A 20,123-nucleotide genomic window follows, 5' to 3' on the forward strand; every position below is an offset into this window, starting at 1 on the left:
ATACAAAAAAAAAAAAAAACAAAAAGTAAATAAGAATACAATTTTTGTATTTCACTAGATTTTCGAATTAGATTCTAAAAAATAGAAGTTTTTAGATTCTACAATATGATAAGATTTTTTATGTTGCGTTATGATATTTTTTAAATTGATAGAATCTTTAGGCTTGCAAGTGAGATTTTTATCAATGATAAAGTTCGCATTTCTCGCATTTAAGGCACTTTGAAGTATAGAATCTAGCCTGTCGCAAGAAAGATTATTAAGGCTTAAAATCTTGTAATTTTGCCCTTGCAAATATGGAATAATCGTTTGGATATAAAGTGGAATGATGAATGTAATATGCGTATTTTGTGCGTGATTTAGGGCGTTTTCAAAGCTTTGCAGTGAATCTTTATAATCAAAATTTAGATTTTCAATTCTTTCTTTTTGTGCTCCCAAAATCGCAATATTTATAACACAAAATAAAGTGCTAAAATGCCCTAAAATGCGGGATTTAGCATAATAGATTCTAAAAATAAAAGGCAGGGCTAAAAGCAGCAAAGGGAAAATCGCCATAATATATCGCAACGTCTTGTATGGCGCAACAATCATAACCAAAAAGCACCAAAGCAAAGAAGTAGAACTTATAATAAAAGCAACACTATAAAATTTATAATATTTTCTATAAAAAATTAGCAAAATAATAATTGATAGAAACATAAAAATTATCACAAAACCTAGATTATCAACTAAGATTCTATATAAAATACTTATGATATTTATAATATTTTCTCTAAAATATTCTATACTAATCTTAGATGTAGCCTCGCTACCACGATAGTCAAAAAATGCGTTAAAATAGCTTTTATATAGAATCTTATTAAACACCAAACTTATAAAAAACGCAATAAAATAAAATATTTTTATCCTAAAATTATAACTTTTAATAAACATATAAAATGTTAAAATTGAAAAAATTAGCAATACAAAAATTAAGGCAAAATATCCTGTTAGCATTAAAAATGAGCTAGAGATTGCTAGTAAAAATAATGCTTTATCATATAACTTTGCATTTTTATAGATTCTAAATAATATAACTAAAAAGCTAAAAAATACTATAAATAATAATATAACTGCAAAATATAATCCAAACACCGCGATATATAATAAAGATTCTATTTTAATATTATATTTAATATTTCCTATGATTTTACCTTGCAAATTTTCTTGCAAAGTTATAGAATCTATAATATTAAATGGCTTTAAACTCTCAAAAATGATATATTTTTGTCTATTTTTTTCAAAAGTATAATTTTTGCTATTAATAAAATCTAAATCTATATTAGTTATAGAATCTAGTATTTTTATCTCAAAATATTTCAAATTTACTAATGGACTTTGTGCCCTAAAAATAAGGCTAGGATATAGTATTTTTGTTTTTATTTTGAGATTTTGTTGCATATTTTCTAACTTTTTTAACTCGCTAGATTCTATAGAATCTATCTTGGTTGTCATGTTAAGCGAAAGTGAAGCATCTTTAGATTCCATAAAATCTTTTAGCATTTTATACTCATTAATTGCAATTTCATCACTTAGCAAAATGCCATCCACTCGCAAAGAAGCGATATGAAAATCATCACTTTTAACCTTATCAATATAAAAAATAAAACTTAAAAAAAGCATAATAGCAAGACTCCAAAAAAGTAAAAAAATCTTAAAAACCTTACTTTTTAATATAAAACTTATATAATCTATAATAGTTTTGAAACGCAAAGAATCTAAAAAACTAGATTCTATGATTTCTTTAGAATCTAATCTAAAAATAATAAATATCCTAACTATACAATACATAAATACTAAAAAAGCTAACTCTTGCAAGGCATAAGGTCGCATAAATAAAGTGTTTGTGATACTTGCTGGATTTAAAAACGTTATTAATAAGTAAGATATAATTATAAAATTAGTAATTTTATTTGAATAAAAGTTATTAGATTCTAAATAATGATTCCCCCCCCCCCCCGTTTGTATCTATAGAATCTTTAAACAAGATTCTAACAAGCAAAAAAGCCATCAAAAAACTAAGAGAAAAAAAGACAAGATTAAGGCTAATTGAACGCATATAAACATCGCTTAAATCCGTGCTATACGGGCTTTCAAACCCTATATGCCAAAGCCGCAAAAGCGAATAATAAAGATTTGTATGCGGACTATCGCGATTATTTTTCCACAGATTTCCCACATCATTTATCGCCCCCAAAACGCTAGAATCATTCCACAAAATCCCCTTTTTTAGCTCATCACTACTATAGATTCTATCGCTCTCAAAGCCCCTGCTCCAGCCCATTTCATTATACTCACTAAGCGTTATGCTTAAGACCTCATCTAAGTGCATATCCACCTTTTGGTTCGCATAATAGATTCTAATCCCAAGACATAGCAAAAAAACGCAAAGCGTAGCGACCACAAAGCCCTTATTTTTCTTACAAAAAGTTATGAAATTCATAATATTCCTTTACAAAATCATGCTGCCGATGATGCCAGCGATTAAAAGGGGGATGTTAAATGCGATAAATGTGGGGATGCAGGTATCATAAATGTGATTGTGTTGCCCATCCGCATTTAGCCCTGAAGTGGGACCTAGAGTGCTATCACTAGCCGGGCTGCCCGCATCGCCAAGTGCGCCTGCAATGCCAATAAGTAGGATAATTGCCTCCGTGCTAAAGCCAAGCGACAAACCAAAAGGCACATAAATCGCCGCAATTATAGGAATAGTCCCAAAACTCGTGCCTATGCCCATCGTGATAAGCAGCCCTATAACAAGCATTAAAGTCGCGCCCACAAGGCGATTTGTAAAGCTAGATTCTATATTATTAAAACTCATCGTGTGTGTAGAATCTGCATTTGATAAAGTTATAGAATCTGTAACTATTTTTATAGAATCTTTGCTTAGATTCTGCCCTAGATTTATAGAATCTGCATTCGCAAAAGTTATAAAATCTCTAACATTTGTATTATAAAAATTAGATTCTAAAGGGAGAAAAACTCCGCTATTATCTTGCGTTAAAATTATAGAATCTTGCAAAAAACTATGGCTAGATTCTATAAATTGAGTAGAACTTAAAGGTGAAAAAGTTATAGAATCTGTAACTATTTTTATAGAATCTACGCTAGAATTTGCACCGCCGAAAGCCAAACTAGAAGCCGAGTTATAAACCGAGTCAAAAGTCAAACTAGAAGCCGAGTTAGAAGCTAAGCCAAAAGCCAAATTAGAATCTACGTCGCCAGAAGCCGAGCCAAAAACCCCTGAAACGCCCTGAATTAGCGCATTTACCTCGCCGCTTTGCCGCAAGATTTCGCCATATCCAGCCGCCACAAGCATTACAAACGCGATAAATGCCATCATTTTTAAGCCGCCCTCCATAATTGCGTCTATTTCACGCCATTTCACCCCGCCAAAAACTATCATCACCACTAGCCCTACAAACGCCCCGAGCGCCAAAGAGCTAGTTAAAATCTGCACGACAAAAAGCACGATTATGCCTAGCAGCGTGGCATATTCGGCGTGTCCCATTTTGGCGTTTTCTATTTTTTCGTGCAAGTCGATGTCGCGGTAGCTGCGTGGTTTGGCATATAGCATAAAAACGGCGATTAATAGCCCGAGAAGCATTGCCAGCCCTCCTATCCACATAACGCTTGAGATTTGCGAAAGGCTTACGGGCAGGGCGTTTGCGTCCATTTGATTGCGTATTGTGCTGTGGAAAATTAGCCCAAAGCCCACGCCAAAGGTCACATACGGCGCTTGCAAGCCAAAAGTGAGCGCGCACGCAACCGCGCGTCTGTCGATTTTTAGGCGATTCATTAGGCTTAAAAGCGGCGGGATTAAAATAGGGATAAATGCGATGTGAATGGGGATTAGATTCTGTGAAAAGCACGAGATTAGCGCGATGCTAAGGATAAAAATGAATTTTTTATCGCTTATGGTGCGTGCGATAAATGCGAGTAGAAAGGTCATAAGGTGCGTTTTTGAGATTGCCACGGCGATTGCACCGAGCAATATGTAGCTAAGGGCGATGTCTAGGTTTCCAGCCATTCCATTTATTAGAATCTGCCCTACGAGTGTGAATTTTTGTAACAATGAAATGTCGCTTTTTTTGCTAGATTCTATGTTTTCTTTAGAATCTTGCGTTTTAGATTCTATAGAATCTTGCGTTATTTGCGTAGTTTCTTGCGAGTTAGATTCTATAGAATTTTTAGAATCTAAGTTAGAATCTAAGTTAGAATCTTGGCTATTTTGCGAGTTAGATTCTATAGAATCTTGGCTAATTTCCACACTTTGCGTTGCGTTAGATTCTATAGAATTTTTAGAATCTAAATTAGAATCTAGTTTAGAATCTTGGCTATTTTGTATTGTAGATTCCATAGAATCTTGCGGATTTTCCACACTTTGCGTTGTATTAGATTCTATATTTTCCGTGTGATTTAGCGTTAAATTCGGCGACATCATCCCAGCCAAAAGTGCGGCGATAATGATTGATAATAGCACATTTAGCCGACAAAGGCAAAGCAGCGACATTACTAAAACAGAGACTACCACGGCATTACTTAATATTTCCAAAATCTAACCTTACAAATAAATTCGCAAAAACTTTAATGATACATAAAAATTTTTAAGAAATTTAATATCGCTTTATAGTTATATAAAAAGTATAAAATTAATTTACTCGCTTAAAGCGGTGATGTGGTTTTCGTTTAGTAGGTTGTAAAGGGTGTTTTGCTTGGTGAAAATTTCGCTAATTAGCTTGTAAAAATATGTATTTTTATCGCTCAAAAGGGCGTCTTTGTTAAATCTAAAATAATGTGTCGTGTCGTTTATTAAGTCGTTTATAGCGTTGAATCTAACTTGCAAAAGTTTTAAGTCATTTATTTCTAGCTCGGCGTTAGATTCTATAGAATCTTTTTTAGAATCTAAAGGGGGGATAGAATCTTGCAATTTAGATTCTATAAAAACAGAATCTTTAGAATCTTGCAACTTAGATTCTATACAATCTTTACTAGAATCTTTAGAATCTAAGCTATTTATAGAATCTTGCGATTTAGATTCTAAAAAAACAGAATCTTTAGAATCTTGCGTTTTAGATTCTATACAATCTTTACTAGAATCTTTAGAATCTAAGCTATTTATAGAATCTTGCGACTTAAAAGAAGTGCCAAATAGCAAACTAAGCTCATTTACCTTTATAATCACGCTTTGCATAATATCGATTAGCTCAAAGCCATAGACTACGATTTGATTTTGCGCTCCCTTTTTCTCCGCCTTAGAATCTCGCAGGGTGTTTTTTAGCTCTTCTATGCTATGCAAAAGCTCGGCGTGACTAGCTTGTATTTCTTGCGTTCTTAAAATGCGTTTAGATTCTATAAAATCTAGCAAAATGCCTAAAATGCCACTCAAGCCCTTTAATTCCTTGCTAATCAAAGGCTTTAAATTATCATGCGAAAAGCGGGGCCAAATTTTTGTAAAGATAAGCACACCAAAAATCACGCCAAGCCCTATATCAATGAGCCTATCAAACACATACACCAAAAAATCATCATAAAGCGCGCTATACATCATCACAAAAACGCACATCATAAAGCCACTCCACAGCCAAAACGGAAAACCACGCAAATACACCACAAAAAAAAGCAGCACCGCAAACAAGCTATAAAACACAATCGCATTTGCAAAAACCGCTAGGAAAATCCCAACCATAATGCCAAAAAATGTCGCTATCACATATTCCTTGCCTATCTTTTGCATACCGCCGACACTTGGTCGCACCACGCTTACGATACCCATACTTATCCAGATTCCACGATTTATATCAAGTAGCATTGCAATAAGCAGTGAAAGCCCGATAGCAAGGGAGTATTTTACGCTAAATTTGAATGTGGCGTCCTTTGTTTTAAAGGACTTTATAATGTTTTTGAAACTTTTTTGTGCGGGGGGATTAAAGGTCGTATCGATATTGCTACCAACGCGTGAGAAAGATTCTAACTTTGAGTATAGAATCTTAATGATATTTGCAAGGGCGTCTTGTTTTTGCGAGTTAAATTCTAAGAAAATTATAGAATCTGCAATCTTCCTTTGCAGCTTTGGAATCTTCCCTGCAAAAATGCGACTTAGTTCATTCAAATTATATAGAATCTCACTTTGCAAGGATGGATAATCACGTGCGATTTTGTATTCTGGCAAGAGCGTTACTAGCATATAAATATCTTCAATTCGATAGATGTAAAATATCGCACGTTTAATGTTTTTAATCATATAATTATCATTATACACGCTTGATTTTGTATGCAAGGTTTGCTTAATATTGTGCATAAGATTAAAGGTTAGGCTTTTGTAGCGGGTAAATTCGTGTGGATTATCCACATTTTTTAGCATATTTGAGAGATATTTTAGCACGAGCGGATAATACACCTGTGTGTATTTGCCGTAATTTCCGGGGTTATTTAGTAGTAAAAAGCCAATAGTTGTGCCAATTAGCGCACTTGTAAAAACCACAAACATCACCTGCCAAATGGGTAGCATAATGCCAGAATCTACATACACAGCAGCTACGAGCGAATTAACCACGACAGGCACAAACATACGATAAGTATCAAGATGATACGCCCGAACCATCCCTACAAAAAATGTAAGACATAGCACAGGAAGCGAAAGATATAACGCATCAAGCGGTGTGGTATCATCAACTAACGCCTTTTTAGCAAGGAAGGAAAAAAGCCCAACGGCAATCGTGCTAAAACACGTAAAGCCTAGCATGTGAAGCTTTCTGTCGGCTTGCTGGCTTAAGGTCGCATTTAAGAAAAAAACCTGCATAGGCGTCATAATCGCCCAAATAAGCACGCCCTGCCCAAAAATAAGATAGTGCAACGTAACACTAATGGCAATTGCAAACATCGCTTTTAAAGCATAAAAAAAGGTAAAATACCCCGGGTCATAAGCCTGAATATACTTTTTTATATAATTTAAATAGAAATTCCTAGCGATATTATGTAGGGTAAATTTCTCAGTCAAATCAAGGTCCTTAAATATTTTAGAATCTATAATTTTATATGCAAAAAAATAATGAATGTGAAATATTATTTCTTAAATTTTTGCAATAAAAAATAAAAAACTTTTTGTAAAAATGGGAAATAAAACGCAAAAAGCGTGGAGAATTTAAAGTAGCCTTTTGGTAATCTTTGCTTTACTTTTTTAAAAAGACTTAAGCAATCTTGCGGATCGCTTTTGCTAATCGCTACGCACCGCAGGGCGCTGCAGCGATGTCGCAGCATAAATTTTACGCCATTTTGCAGTCTTTCTTTATATTCGCTATTAGAATCTAGCTCGCTAAAGTCAAGCAAACTCGCACCCATCGCTAAAAACGAATAGCTAAGATAATACTCACTCCCAACTTTTGCGTCCTTAAAAGCGTTTAGTAGTGGGGCTTTAAAAGGCGGCGGCGTGTGCGTTTTCGCATTAAAATTCATCGTAGAACCCGCTCTTATGCGGTATTTGTAAAGCTCATTTCCCATAAATATCACATTTTGCAAATTAGTTAGAATCATAAATGAGAATAGCTGGTCTTCACTATGGACAAAATCTAGGAATCTAATGCGATTTTTACGGAAAGATTCTAAGGGGAATAACATACTCCAACACATAGCTATTAAACTCCTAGCTTTATAGTCTAAAAGTTGCGTATTTTGTAATATTTGCCCGTCCTTAAATTCACTACTTCGCTTGATTATCCCGCCATCGAATCTCTCGCCATTTTCGTTAATGTTGCAAAAATCATGCCACACCGCCACGCCTTTCAAATTATGGTGCTGGGCAACGTTTTCTTTAATAGGGCGGTGGGTGGACGATAGGTTTTTAGAATCTAGATTTTGTGATTTCATAGAATCTTGCAACTTAGATTCTATATTTTCTAACTTTTTAGAATCTTCCAACTTAGATTCTATATTTTCTTGTGCGTTGGCAAAATTCGCAGTTGCAGGATTTGTTTTAATCTTACAAATGGGTGGTCGGGTGGGAATAGATTGAGACAAATCTTGCAACTGCGAATTTTGCATATTAGATTCTATAGAATCTATTTTTTGCGTTTCACTATTTTTCAACAAAACGTTTTTAGATTCCATAGAATCTTGATTCTGTAAATTCATAGAATCTTTAGCATTAGATTCTATATTTCCTAATTTTTTAGAATCTAAATTACTAATTTTAGAATCTTGCAAGTTAGATTCTATAAATTCATTCAACGTCTTAACGCACACTTCAATGCAATCCAAAGTCAGCTCATCATCGGAATCTAAAAAATGCACATATTCGCATTTAGATTCTAAATTGATAGAATCTTGCGACTTAGATTCTATCAAATCCTTAGAATCCGCATTAAAAAAAACAAAAACTTCCTGCTTTGCGTTAAGTGTAACCGCTTCGCTTCTCTGCCTTGCCTCAGCAAACGCTCCCCTATAAGTGTAAAAACCCTTTTGCATTTTGATAGAATCTTGCAAGTTAGATTCTATATTTCCTAATTTTTTATCTAAAATATTATAATTTTTAGAATCTAAATCGCATAGTTCTAACTCATTAAACAAATAATCTAACCCCACATTTCGCGCACTTCCCTGCCCACCATTTGGCTTTTTTATAAGCACAAAACGAGAATCACGTCGCACAAAATCTAGGGCAATATCAAAGCAAGAATCACTACTACCATCATCAATCATTATCACTTCAATATTCTTATAACTTTGCTTTTGACACGACTCCAAACACGGCGTAAGAAACTTTTCAACATTAAATATCGGCACAATAATCGCCACTTTTGGATTAAACATAAAACTTAAATCCTTAAAATATAGAATCTAATTTACATAATAACCATATTTTATAAAGTATTTAATCAATTTTCACAAAATTTATTGTATAATGTCAGCTTTTTAAATTTGAAATTAAGGATGCGAAATGCAGGCTATTTTTGAGAACGGAGGCAAGCAATACAGGGCGCAAGTCGGCGATATTTTGCTGCTTGATAAACTAAGCCTTGAGCCAAAGTCTAAGCTAGATGTTGAAAATGTGCTAGCTATCGTGGATGGCGATAATATCGAGGTTGGGACGCCTTATCTTAGCGGGAAAAAGGTCGCTTTAGAGGTGATAAATGAGGGTCGTGGTCGCAAGGTGATTACCTTTAAAAAGCGGCGACGTAAGGATAGTAAGACAAAACGTGGTTTTAGACGCGATTTTACGCGCGTGAAGGTCGTTGGGATTAGTTAAAGTTCTAAAATTCATAACTTTTTGGCAGGATGAAGTTAGAATCTAAGTTCTAAATTTCATAACTTTTATAAGGAGAAAATTATGGCACACAAGAAAGGTCAAGGTAGCACACAAAATAACCGCGATTCAGCGGGTCGTAGGCTTGGGGTTAAGAAGTTTGGTTCGCAGTTTGTTCGCGCTGGTAACATTATCGTGCGGCAACGTGGCACAAAGGTGCATTTGGGCGAAAATGTCGGTATGGGAAAAGACCACACGATTTACGCACTAATCGATGGTATCGTGGAGTTTAAGCAGAAAAATAAACTGCGTAAAAAAGTCTCGGTAATTGCGGCAGATTCTACGCAAAATAATGCAAAAAAATAGAATTTATTTTATATGTTCACTGCTTATTAGGGATAGAATCTTGTTTTATGCTATAAGTTAGATTCTATAAAAAAGATTCTACATAAAATGACTTCAAAAAAGATTTTATGAAAATATCAAAAGGGTGAAAAATGATGTATAGATTCTCACTTTCAAGGCTTTTTAATAGACTTGCTAGTTTATTTGTGTTTGATAGGCAAAAGCGGCATGAGCTGCGTGCAAAATACGATGATAACATACGGGGGGGGGGTAAGACTTACTCGCTCTGGGGCTTTTATCAATGAATTTAGGCTAAATACTGAATCTAATTTCGCTCTTTTAAGTAACGCACTCGCCGACAAGCACGGCTTAGGAATGCTAAATCTTATGCTACACACAACGCATGTTCCACCGCAGTATTACGACATTTTTTACAAGGCATATTATGCACGCGAAAATACGCAAAATCTAGTCTTTATCGATTGCGGCGTGTGGGCTGGGCAGGTCGTTGATTTGGGGCTTCACGTGGGTGCGAAAGTGTATGCCTTTGAGCCAAATAAGTATCTTGCGCCACTTTTGCGGAAAAAATATGCGGAAAATGCGGATGTGATTTTCTATCAAAAGGCTGTGGGTGTGGGCAATTTTCACACGAAATTTAGCGAGTTTAATACACTTTCTCAAGGCAATACAATCACAATAGATTCTAGAAATGATATAGAATCTAATGCGAATTTTTATGATGTGGAAGTGGTGGATTTGTGCGAGATTATCGAAGGGCAAATTCTAAAGGCACATGACAAAATCTATTTTTTAAAGCTTGATATTGAGGGCGCGGAATTTGAAATAATGGATAAACTTATCGATAAAAAATTGTATGAAAAAATCGACCACATCGCCTGTGAAACGCACGAACGTTATTATATGGATGGTGATTTCAAGATAGCGAATCTGAAAGAAAAAATACAGAAAAATAATATAAAGAATATTTTCCTTGATTGGATATAGAATCTACAAAATTATTCTAAACTTTTAACAAAACTTGCCGATTATAGAATCTAGATTCTAAAAGTAAAAGGCTTTCACCTTAAAGGGTAGTGGAACAAAAAAGATATAAATCCTAAAGCCACCCTTTTATAATGAAAGATAAAGGAAACAAAACATTTTAAGGATAAAATATAGAATCTAAAGCAATAAATGGAATACAAATTTCTTATACATTAAAACATTAGGAGAATATTATGGCAGGTAAGATTACATCACTAGGTCTTGGTAGCTCGGTGCTTAACTCTGACGTAATTGATAAATTAAAAAAAGCTGACGAAGACAACATGGTAAAGCCCATCGATAAAAAGATGGAAATGAATTTAGAAAAGCAAAAGCAGCTTGTAGAAATTGAAACCGCTGTGGGCGCACTTCGCGCTAGTGCGAAAAAGTTAGCGGACTACTCAACTTTCCTAAGCCGAAATGTAAGCGTATCAGGCGATGCGGTAAAGGCAACTGCTGCTGATGGTATCCCTGTGCAAAGTGTGAATATCGAGGTTAAAAACCTTGCCAAAAGCGATATAAATGAAATCGGCACTAAGTTTGCAAGTAAAGAGGACGCTTTTACTAACGAAGACACAAAGCTAGACTTTTACTCAAATGGTAAAAACTATAGCGTAGATATAAAAGGCGGGATGAATGTCGCTGAAGTAGCCCAAGCAATCACTGATGCAACCGATGGTAAGATTATGGGCGTAGTGATGAAAACAGGTGGTGAAAAGCCCTACCAGCTAATGATAAACTCAAAAGAGACAGGCGAAAATAATAGAATCTATTTTGGTCCTATCTTGCGTGGAGAGCGAATTAGCAGCAGCGACATTAAGCTAGAGGGCGAAAAAGACTTTTTTATCGAGGTAAAAGATAAAAATGGTGCTACACAAAAAATAGGAATAACCACTGATTTATCAAATGCAAGTGATAGAGCGGAAGCCTTGCGTTCGGCGATAAAAGAAGCGATAAATAATAATGAAGCTACAAAAGGGCTAGTAGATTCTGGCGATATTAGCGTAGGACTTGTAAATGAGGGTCAAAGCCTTATTTTTAATGATAAACGCGGATATAAAATAAGTGTGGGCGGAGAAAAGGCTGGAATGCTAGGCTTTGTGAATAAAGAAGCTGAAGTTAAGAACTTGTTTGACGCGGGAAGCGAAGTAAAAGCGGGAGCGTTAAGTGGGACATTTAATATCAATGATACCACTATTGACCTTGCCGCTATTACTAAAAAGGAAAATACCGCAGAGCAAAACGCCGCTGCAATAGTAGAGGCGATGAATAAAGTCGATGGGCTAACTGCTAGTGTGGAAAATAATAAGATTTCCTTTAACGCAAATGGTAAAGAAGTAAATATCACTAGCACGAATGAAAAGAATTTGCTTGACTTAACAGGTATCAAAAGTGGCAAGTATAAAGACTTTGCAACTGTGCAGCAAAACCTTTTCAAGCTTAAAAATGTGCAATCTGCACAAGATAGCGAGGTGCTATATAATGGCGCTAGTATCAAACGTCCAACAAATACACTTGATGATGTCGTGGGCGGCTTAACGATTAATCTTCAAAAGGTAAGCGAAGAGGGCAAACCTGATGTGATTACGGTATCGCAAAATACCGATGATTTGGTAAAAGAAGTGGCTGAGTTTGTAAAGGCGTATAACGAGGCTGTGCCAAAGCTAGATGCGGTAACAAAATTTGATGCAGACACGAAGCGTGGCGGTGTATTTAGCACAGAATCTATTATAAGGAATATCCGCCCTGCACTTAATCAAGCCATAACGCAAAGCATTACAAATGGCACTGATGTGAAAAGTTTAATGGATTATGGAATCAGCATTAATGATAAAAGCTTTATGAGCCTAGATTCTGGCAAACTTGCTTCGGCGGTGAGTGCTGACCCTGAGAGAGTAAAAGATGTATTTTATGGTGGGGAGAAAAAAGATTCTAGTGGGAAATATAATCGCTATGATGGAATCTTTACTAAGGTTAGCAATGTTTTAGGAGACTTAGTTGATGGTGGCAATGCAAAGCTTAAGACATTTAGCCAGACTTTAGAGCGAGAATTGAAAAACTATAACGCAGAAAGGGAAAAGTCTAAAAAAATGCTTGACGCACGCTATGAGACTATGGCACAAAGATTTGCAAGTTTTGATGAGCAAATAGCAAAGGCAAATAACTCCTTTAACGCAGTGCAAATGATGATAGACCAACAAGCCGGCGAGAAGAAGAAAAACTAACCCTTTTATAGAATCTAAGATTCTATAAAGGTGTATTTTAAATCGATATTTGCTACTTTTCTAAACATTTCCCATTTTTTTTGCAAAGTTGTATTGATAATATTTACTTTAATTGCTAATCATATTACACTAAAAAGATTCATTTCTTTAAACTAGCGTGAATTCGCAAAATAAGGATTAAAATGATAACAAGTAGTGAGCAAGGGTATAAGCAAACGCAGCAAATGGGCAAAAAGGTCAGCCGCAGCCTTGTGTTTTGGGTGTTTATCGGGCTGTTTTTAGGTATAGTTTTTGGCACGATAGGTAGCTTTTATGACGCAAAGGCTGGGGCGGAAAATCACGAGATTCTAGCCTTTTTTTACAATTTTTCAGTCGGCAGTAAGGAATACACGATTGACCCTTTCATTAAGGGCTTAAAGCTTTTGATGGGACCGATTATCTTTTTGACGATTATCACAGGCATTATTCGCTTAGAAGACCTGAAAACGCTCGGTAGTTTGGGCGTGAAAACCGTGCTATATTTTGAGATTGTTAGCACATTTGCTTTGGTTATCGGCGTGTTGTTTGGTGAGATTCTAAAGCCTGGGGCTGGAATGCACCTTGATACCGCTAGTCTTGATACGAAATCCGTGCAGGGCTATATTGAAAAGGGTGCGGCACAGCCACAGACCGCGGGCGATGAGATTTGGCATATTTTGCAAAGTGCGATACCGCATGACCCTATCAGCCCCTTTGTGGAGGGTAAGACCTTGCAGGTGCTTGTTATGGCGGTGGCAATTGCGATTATTTTATCCTTTATGAAACCAGCGATAAAAGAAGCCGCACTGAAATATTTTGAGAGTATGCAGGAGACTTTTTTCAAGGTTTTAACGATACTTATTTGGTATTCGCCTTTGGCTACATTTGGGGCGATGGCGTTTTTGATTGCGAAGTTTGGCTTTAGCTCAATTGGCGGTATGTTTATGCTACTGATTACGATGGCATTAGCCGTGCTGGTGTTTATCTTTGGCGTGCTTGGCATTATTGCGGCTATTGCGAGATTCAATATCTTTAAGTTTATGCGTTTTATCTACCGCGAAGTGCTGGTGGTTTTTGCTACGTCTAGTAGTGAGACCGCCCTAGCGCCTTTGATGCGAAAGCTAGAACACGCTGGTATTGAAAAGGCGTCAGTGGGCTTAGTGATACCAACAGGATATAGCTTTAACCTTGATGCGACAAATATTTATCTAAGCCTTGCAGTGATTTTCTTAGGTCAGGCGTTTGATATTCCTATCACTTTGGAGCAAACGATTACTTTGATTATCATCTTAATGATTAGCTCAAAAGGCGCGGTGGGCGTGACAGGTAGTGGCTTTATAGTCTTGGCTGGGACGCTTTCGGCACTTACAACGGCAGATGGCGGACATTTGATTCCAGCAGTTACCGTTGCTGCGATTTTGGGTATTGATAAGTTCTTAAGTGAAATGCGAAGTGTTGGAAACTTATGCGGAAACGCCGTTGCCTGTGTAATCGTAAGCATTTGGGATAAACGCGTGGATATGGAGAAATTCCGCTACGCCCTAGACCACCCGGATGAATTCCGCGTTTTGTAGAATCTAGATTCTATTTTGGAGCAATCGTTGTTTATTTGCGTTGGAAATGCTGAAAATTTTAGCTTTGCTAAAAGCGTTGGTATGGGGCTTGTGGATAGCGCGATGGGCTTAACGCGGCTTATTTTGCACCACGCTCCAAGCGAGATTATTTTTATAGCGAGTGCTGGAAGCTATGATTTTTACCCTTTAAACAAGACAGATTGCAAAAATATAGAATCTAAAATTCACAAAGATTCTATAGAATCCAAAAAAGATTCTAAACAAGATTCTAAAAGAGATTCTAAAAGAGATTCTAAAACCACGCCAGATTCTAAACTAGATTCTAAAACCACATTAGAATCCAAAGAAAGCCTTAATATCGGCGATATTTTTTACAGCACGCACGCCACGCAGCTTGAGCTATCTTTCCTGCAGTCGCTATCTTACACGCCCATTGATAATAGCGTTTTTATAGAATCTTGCCAAGAATATAACCAACAAAATGTTTCACAAGAAACATCGCAAAATCTCAAAATAGATTCTAAAATGATAAATCCTAATGTTTCACACGAAACAATTTTGAAACCAAACGCGATTGAAAAGCTAAAAAAAACGCACATTCCACACGTCATTGTCAATTCTAGCAACTACATTACAAACACGCACAAGTTTAACAATGCGTTTTTGAAAGCAGGGATAAAAGCGGAAAATATGGAGTTTTTCGCCATTTTGAACGTGGCAAAGTATTTTAACCTGCCTTGCGTTGGGCTTTTTTGCGTTAGTAATTTTGTGTGTGAAAACGCTCATTCGCAGTTTTTGCAAAATCACGCCTTAACAAAGCAAAAACTTTCTAATTTTATCCGCGAAAATTTCGATATAGAATCTAGATTCTAAAAATTTTTTCACCTTAAGGGTGGTAGGGTTGGGAATAGATAGAAATAAAAATATTTATAGATTCTATATTTTTAAACCTAAACGCCCACCCACCACCCTTTTGGATGGAATATATAGAATCTAGATTCTAAAAAACAAAAATTTTTAAGGCTAAAAATGCAAGATTTACGAAAGATTCTAATTTTATGTTTATTTGGATTATGCGGATTTATCGCGGTTTTTCTTTTTTTTAATGAAAATAACGAGCCAAAAGACGCATTAAGCGAGCTTGATTTACGCGAGCTTGCCAAGCAAAACGAGCAGATTATCAACCTAGATTCTAAAGAATTTAGCGAAAATGTCGGCATTGATATAGAATCTAAAAACACAGAACACAAAAATACAGAATCTAAAACTCCAGAATCTAGCACACAAAATATAGAATCCACCAAAAAAGATTCCAAAAAAACCATAGAATCCAAAACAAAAGATTCCAAAATAACCCACCAAAAGCCCTACGTCATTATAATTATCGATGATTTAGCAAACCCAAAAGACATCAAAAAATTCCACGATTTGGATTTAAAGCTAAATTTGTCGCTTTTCCCAAAATACAGCTTTAGCAAGGACAATCCAAAAATCGCCAAAACCCTGCCATTTTTTATGATACATTTGCCACTTGAAGCGCAAAATTTTTCTCAAAAAGGCGTGAAAGTGATAAATGTCGGCGATAGTGAGAGCGAAATAAACGACTTTATTAGCGAAATAAAACGCGATTTTCCTACGCTAAAATACCTAAATAATCACACCGGTAGCAAGTTTAGCGCGAGTGTGAATGATATGAAGCGGCTGCTAAAAGTGCTTGATAGCCACAAAATTACCTTTGTAGATTCTGTAACGACTGCCAAAAGTGCGGCTGCAACGCTATTTAAAGAGCGAGCAAAAGAGCCTTACTTGCACCGAAATGTATTCCTAGATAACGAGAATAATGAGAAATATATCGCCCAGCAGTTAGAATCTGCGTTGAAATTCGCCCAAAAAAATGGCTATGTGATTGCCATCGGTCATCCAAAATCTCAAACCTACAATGTGCTAAAAGCAAACGCAAATCGCCTAAAAACGCAATACACAACGCTTTACATTTACGAGCTAGACGCCCTTTTACGCACGCATCACAACGATGGCACAACGCCCCTAAAACTCATAGAATCTAAACCCAACTTTAAATATTAGATTTTTTCTAAGAAGGAGGCTAGGATTATGCGTTTTTGTCCGGCGAAAGAGATTGTTACGCGAGCATTTAAACCTTTGCCTTGCACAGATTCTATCTTGCCAAAGCCAAAGATTTTGTGTTTGGCGCAATCGCCTTTTTTAAAATCGCTTTTAGATTCTATAGAATCTGTCCTTTTTCCATAAGCGTGGGCGTAACCATCTTTATTAGATGTTTCGCTTTGCTCAACATGACTATTGTATCGCTCAACATGACTTATCTCCAAGCCACTTTCTTTAAAAAATAGCGATGGGCTTCTATCCATTCGGTAGTTTATGTAGTAGCGTGATTTTGTGTAGCTTAGGATTAGTGAATCTTTGGCGCGTGTGAATGCCACGTAACCTAGCCGCCGCTCTTCGCTTAAATCGCATTTATTTTCGCTAGATTCTGTAGAATCTAGGGCGTTAAAATCTACATTGCTATATCTTAGCGGGAAGATTCCATTTTCTAAGCCGACTACGAAAACATGCTTAAATTCTAAGCCCTTGCTTGAATGGATGCTCATGCAGGTTATGGCGTCTTTATTTGCGTTAGAATCTGCGTTGGTTAAAAGGGTTATGTTGTTTAGAAATTCTTGTAATTTTTCTGCGTTGCTTAGTTGTGTGTGTTTAGATTCTAAAGATTTTGTAGAATCTGGGGTGTTAGATTCTATAGAATCTACATTTATAGAATCTACATTCGCTATAACGCTAGATTCTAAAAAAAACTCATTTATTTGTGAAAATAGCTCCTCGATATTCTTTCGCCGCTCCTCATTGCTAATACCTAGTTTATCCTCTTTATCCTCTTCAGCATATAGTTTTATTTTATATTTAAAAATATCATACATCATTAAGGGCGTATCTTCTAAGCACTCCTTTAAAGATTCTATAATCTCATATATTTCGCTCAAAGCCTTTTCGTAGCGTGCTCCTTTATAGATTTTAGATTCAAAGCACTCATAAATACTTTTAAAATTATTTGCCTTAGCAATAATTTCAGCGATGCTTTTATCGCCTACGCCGCGTCTTGGGCGATTTATAATTCGCAAAAGCGAAAAGTCATCATGTGGATTTAAGGTTAATCGTAAATAAGCCAAAGCATCTTTTATCTCTGCTCTATCATAAAAACGTATCGCGCCAACTACAATGTATGGAATCTTTTCTGCTAAAAAGCTTTTTTCGATATTTAGTGAAAGCAGATTTGTGCGGTAAAGTATGGCTATGTCGCTATATGTGGTTTTAGAATCTGCCTTTAAAGTGCGAATAGATTCTATAATCTTACCCATCTCTTCTCTCTCATCTTTATTTTCAATGACTTTTACATCTACGCCGCTTTTTTCTGTGACTAATCGTTTGTTATATCTATCCGTATTTTTACTAATCAAATTATTTGCAATGTCTAGAATCTGCTTTGTGCTACGATAGTTCTGCTCTAGCTTTATAACTTTAGGATTTGGGAAATCTTTGTCAAAATGTAGAATATTTGCGATATTTGCCCCCCGCCAGCCATATATGCTTTGGTCATCATCGCCTACTACACAGATATTATTATGCGTGCTGCATAGTTGTTTTAGTAATGCCACTTGCAAGTTATTAGTATCTTGATATTCATCCACCATAATATATTGAAATTTTTGGCTTATTTTCTCCCTTAAAGCCGCATTAGATTCTAGAATCTTATAAGGCAATAAAAGCAAATCATCAAAATCAATCAAATTATATTTTTCTAAATATTCTTCATACTTTTGATATGCACTTAGCAATAATGCTTCATCAGTATTACTAGCCTTTATTTCACTTGATAGTAAAATATTATTTTTACAATTTGAAATATAGCTTAAAATATCACTTAGCTTTAAATTTACATTACTATTAGAATCTAGCTCTTTTTTTATAGGCTTTAATATCCGCTTTTTATCATCTTCATCAATTACACTAAATAAATTACTGCGTCCTAAAACCTGCATATATCGCTGTAAAAATAATAGTCCAAATTTATGAAATGTGCAAAGAAGCGGCATTGAATTAAGACTCATATTAGAATCTTGTATTAGTTTTAATGCTCGTTCAGCCATTTCACGCGCCGCTTTATTAGTAAAAGTTAGTGTCAGCGTATTCTGCGGTGGCACACCCACATCACTAAGCAAATATGCTAATCTTGTAGTCAAAGTCTTAGTCTTACCACTCCCAGCCCCAGCTAGTATTAGTAATGCACCATCTACGTGTGTAGCGGCGTTACGTTGTGCGTCATTTAAAGATTCTAAAAGATTCATAAACATCCTTAAAAGTTTTGGAACTATTATTGTTTAATGAAAGTTGCTATTATACTTTAAAATATACAATCTAAAGAACTATGCTATAATTTGAATTTTAAAGATTTAAGGACTTTGCGTGAGTATTTTAGGCACACTTTTTCGACCGCTATTTGCCACAGTGCTAATTGGGGTTAATTGCACCGCGACTACTTGCAATGTAAAAATAGTGAAAAAACGCGGACGTCGCGTAGTAGAAGAACAAGCTAAAGAATTTAAGATTCTAAATGCTGAACCAAGCGTAGAAGTAATCAAATTTATAAATAAAATAAAATCACGATACGCATATAGCTACCTTTCTATCATTAGCAAAAAGGAGCAAGTGCTAGTGCCGGGCGTAAAAAAGGGAAACTTTAATGACTTTGGCGTAAATGAAAAAGACTATAAAGTATTAAAACTCCCTAGTGCGTATGTGTGTATGCTAAAGCCTGATATTGAAGATTATCAAAAGCTATTTCGCAAGGCAAAGGGGCTAGATTTTTTATTCTCACCATTTGTATTATTATTTTTTAAGGCAAAGACTTTTATAGGGGATAATCCTAAGCTTTTTGTATTGCAAGAAAAGGAAGATTTATCCATATTTATCGCTACTAGAAAAGAGATTCTATACGGGGCGTTTTTGCTAGTTAGTGCGGCAGATAAAGTGATAAATATCGGTGGCTCTAGCGCGGCTAGTTCGCCTAGTAGCGATACATTAATAGCAGCTAGTAGCACAGAAAAAGGGGTCGATGATTTAAATACTGAATTAAGCGGATTAGATGAAGAGTTAGCCGATTTGGATAGCTTTGATTTTAACTCAATAGGCGATACAGGAAACGCTGAAAATATCAGTGCAAGTAGTGAAGATAGCAGCGGTGGTGGGGGTAGCGGTATGGATAGCTTGCAAGATTTAGGTCGTAGCACAGGGATAATTAATCTATTACAAGCAAGTATAAAAGATTTTTATCACAACACTTTATACAATGGCGACTTTATCGAAGAAATAGTAATGTTTGACTGCTATGGTATGTCCTCTCAAGCAATAGATAACATCCGCTCAAATCTTATGCTAGATTTATCCGTAGTCCCTATTGACTTAGCAAGTGAAATCGCTAATCTCGCCCAAATCGAACTTGACGCATAGAATCTAGAGTTTTAACCTTACCTATATAGAATCTATAAATTCCAAAAATCCACAAACAAAAGCTACAATTACGCTTTTAAACACAGAATCTAAAGGTAACAC

General features: G+C 35.8%; 14 protein-coding genes and 3 pseudogenes. 9 read left to right on the forward strand and 8 right to left on the reverse strand.

Annotated elements, in window-relative coordinates; all coding sequences use genetic code 11:
• Positions 1-54 precede the first annotated feature (54 nt).
• From LS64_RS00620 to LS64_RS00650, 7 genes and pseudogenes are all read right to left on the reverse strand, one after another.
• A complete protein-coding gene (locus LS64_RS00620) occupies positions 55-1,869 on the reverse strand; it encodes a hypothetical protein (protein ID WP_118962118.1) in 1,815 nt (604 codons plus the stop codon).
• Between the two features lie 94 nt (positions 1,870-1,963).
• Positions 1,964-2,479, reverse strand: coding sequence for a hypothetical protein (locus tag LS64_RS00625; protein WP_118988420.1), 516 nt, complete (start codon positions 2,477-2,479; stop codon positions 1,964-1,966).
• A gap of 9 nt (positions 2,480-2,488) precedes the next feature.
• Positions 2,489-2,845, reverse strand: a pseudogene (locus LS64_RS00630) (Na+/H+ antiporter NhaC family protein); the annotation flags it as partial.
• Positions 2,846-3,280: 435 nt separating this feature from the next.
• Positions 3,281-4,141: pseudogene (locus LS64_RS00635) on the reverse strand (Na+/H+ antiporter NhaC family protein); the annotation flags it as partial.
• Positions 4,142-4,459: 318 nt separating this feature from the next.
• Positions 4,460-4,570, reverse strand: a pseudogene (locus LS64_RS13880) (hypothetical protein); the annotation flags it as partial.
• Positions 4,571-4,693: 123 nt separating this feature from the next.
• The gene (locus LS64_RS00645; RefSeq protein ID WP_237416209.1) at positions 4,694-7,036 is read right to left on the reverse strand and encodes an FUSC family protein; all 2,343 of its coding nucleotides are present in this window, start codon (positions 7,034-7,036) and stop codon (positions 4,694-4,696) included.
• A gap of 65 nt (positions 7,037-7,101) precedes the next feature.
• Positions 7,102-8,844, reverse strand: coding sequence for a glycosyltransferase family 2 protein (locus tag LS64_RS00650; protein ID WP_034570574.1), 1,743 nt, complete (start codon positions 8,842-8,844; stop codon positions 7,102-7,104).
• A gap of 127 nt (positions 8,845-8,971) precedes the next feature.
• Here LS64_RS00650 and rplU point away from each other — a divergent pair, with 127 nt between their 5' ends.
• The 8 genes from rplU to LS64_RS00685 all read left to right on the forward strand — a co-directional run bounded on the left by rplU (position 8,972) and on the right by LS64_RS00685 (position 16,568).
• The gene (gene rplU / locus LS64_RS00655) at positions 8,972-9,280 is read left to right on the forward strand and encodes a 50S ribosomal protein L21 (protein ID WP_034570577.1); all 309 of its coding nucleotides are present in this window, start codon (positions 8,972-8,974) and stop codon (positions 9,278-9,280) included.
• An 81-nt stretch (positions 9,281-9,361) separates the two neighbouring features.
• Positions 9,362-9,643: a 50S ribosomal protein L27 gene (rpmA, locus tag LS64_RS00660; protein WP_034570580.1), complete on the forward strand. Its 282-nt coding sequence runs from the start codon at positions 9,362-9,364 to the stop codon at positions 9,641-9,643.
• A gap of 131 nt (positions 9,644-9,774) precedes the next feature.
• On the forward strand, positions 9,775-9,927 hold the full coding sequence (locus tag LS64_RS12980; protein WP_237416208.1) for a hypothetical protein: 153 nt from the start codon (positions 9,775-9,777) through the stop codon (positions 9,925-9,927).
• Positions 9,860-10,627 carry an FkbM family methyltransferase gene (locus LS64_RS00665; protein WP_238699459.1) on the forward strand — a complete coding sequence of 256 codons (768 nt, stop codon included), beginning with the start codon at positions 9,860-9,862 and terminating at the stop codon, positions 10,625-10,627. Before LS64_RS12980 ends, LS64_RS00665 begins: the two co-directional genes overlap by 68 nt.
• Positions 10,628-10,860: 233 nt before the next feature.
• Complete coding sequence (fliD, locus tag LS64_RS00670) at positions 10,861-12,891, forward strand: flagellar filament capping protein FliD (RefSeq protein WP_034570583.1); 2,031 nt, start codon at positions 10,861-10,863, stop codon at positions 12,889-12,891.
• 182 nt (positions 12,892-13,073) lie between these two features.
• Positions 13,074-14,483: a cation:dicarboxylate symporter family transporter gene (locus LS64_RS00675; protein WP_034570586.1), complete on the forward strand. Its 1,410-nt coding sequence runs from the start codon at positions 13,074-13,076 to the stop codon at positions 14,481-14,483.
• Positions 14,484-14,498: 15 nt separating this feature from the next.
• Positions 14,499-15,356: a nucleoside phosphorylase-I family protein gene (locus LS64_RS00680; RefSeq protein ID WP_138127222.1), complete on the forward strand. Its 858-nt coding sequence runs from the start codon at positions 14,499-14,501 to the stop codon at positions 15,354-15,356.
• A 156-nt stretch (positions 15,357-15,512) separates the two neighbouring features.
• Entirely contained in the window at positions 15,513-16,568 is a 1,056-nt protein-coding gene (locus LS64_RS00685) for a divergent polysaccharide deacetylase family protein (RefSeq protein WP_052062362.1), read from the forward strand.
• On the opposite strand, the gene LS64_RS00690 is transcribed toward LS64_RS00685, so the two are convergent.
• Complete coding sequence (locus LS64_RS00690) at positions 16,565-18,859, reverse strand: UvrD-helicase domain-containing protein (RefSeq protein ID WP_034570589.1); 2,295 nt, start codon at positions 18,857-18,859, stop codon at positions 16,565-16,567. The genes LS64_RS00685 and LS64_RS00690 overlap by 4 nt on opposite strands.
• 118 nt (positions 18,860-18,977) lie before the next feature.
• Between LS64_RS00690 and LS64_RS00695 the strand changes: the two genes are divergently transcribed.
• Positions 18,978-20,021: a hypothetical protein gene (locus LS64_RS00695; protein ID WP_081948268.1), complete on the forward strand. Its 1,044-nt coding sequence runs from the start codon at positions 18,978-18,980 to the stop codon at positions 20,019-20,021.
• Positions 20,022-20,123 lie beyond the last annotated feature (102 nt).

Origin of the sequence: Helicobacter saguini (genome assembly GCF_000762875.2) — a bacterium.
GTDB classification, from domain to species: Bacteria; Campylobacterota; Campylobacteria; order Campylobacterales; family Helicobacteraceae; genus Helicobacter_A; species Helicobacter_A saguini.

Coding starts and splice junctions, on each gene's coding strand:
- LS64_RS00685 (WP_052062362.1), top strand. CDS start 15,513: ATGCAAGATTTACGAAAGATTCTAATTTTATGTTTATTTGGATTATGC.
- LS64_RS00650 (WP_034570574.1), bottom strand. CDS start 8,844: ATGTTTAATCCAAAAGTGGCGATTATTGTGCCGATATTTAATGTTGAA.
- LS64_RS00625 (WP_118988420.1), bottom strand. CDS start 2,479: ATGAATTTCATAACTTTTTGTAAGAAAAATAAGGGCTTTGTGGTCGCT.
- rpmA (WP_034570580.1), top strand. CDS start 9,362: ATGGCACACAAGAAAGGTCAAGGTAGCACACAAAATAACCGCGATTCA.
- fliD (WP_034570583.1), top strand. CDS start 10,861: ATGGCAGGTAAGATTACATCACTAGGTCTTGGTAGCTCGGTGCTTAAC.
- LS64_RS00690 (WP_034570589.1), bottom strand. CDS start 18,859: ATGAATCTTTTAGAATCTTTAAATGACGCACAACGTAACGCCGCTACA.
- LS64_RS00675 (WP_034570586.1), top strand. CDS start 13,074: ATGATAACAAGTAGTGAGCAAGGGTATAAGCAAACGCAGCAAATGGGC.
- LS64_RS12980 (WP_237416208.1), top strand. CDS start 9,775: ATGATGTATAGATTCTCACTTTCAAGGCTTTTTAATAGACTTGCTAGT.
- LS64_RS00620 (WP_118962118.1), bottom strand. CDS start 1,869: ATGCGACCTTATGCCTTGCAAGAGTTAGCTTTTTTAGTATTTATGTAT.
- rplU (WP_034570577.1), top strand. CDS start 8,972: ATGCAGGCTATTTTTGAGAACGGAGGCAAGCAATACAGGGCGCAAGTC.